This is a genomic window from Luteimonas sp. Soil_N_1, assembly GCF_057656255.1.
In genome coordinates this window covers 1-257 of sequence record NZ_JBDGKS010000013.1, presented here as the reverse complement: position 1 = coordinate 257, position 257 = coordinate 1, and the positions used below count along the sequence as shown (strand labels likewise).

Annotated in this window: 1 protein-coding gene; it reads right to left on the bottom strand. The window is 63.0% G+C overall.

All coding sequences use genetic code 11. From position 1 onward, the window contains the following. Window positions 1-257, bottom strand: a 257-nt coding sequence (locus AC3A4E_RS17295; RefSeq protein ID WP_487632716.1) for a hypothetical protein, incomplete at both ends; no start/stop codon positions are given.

The following is a 257-nucleotide window of genomic DNA, read 5'->3' as shown; positions in this document are numbered from 1 at the left end:
ACGATCGTCAGACCGGTGTTGTCGATCCGCGTGCCGCCGACGGTGACGCTGCCGGCAACGTTCAGATCATCGGCCAGGTCGAAGGTGACGTCGTTACTGTCGTCCGACTTCGACACCACGATGTTGCCGTCTGCGTTGTTGAGGTCGACGCTGTTGCCGGTCGGGCTGTTCAGACCGACGTTGGTGCTGTTCGCACCACCGGCGCTGACGTTCCAGCCCGCGTTCGCCACTTCGGCCACTTCTTCCAGCGCCGTGTT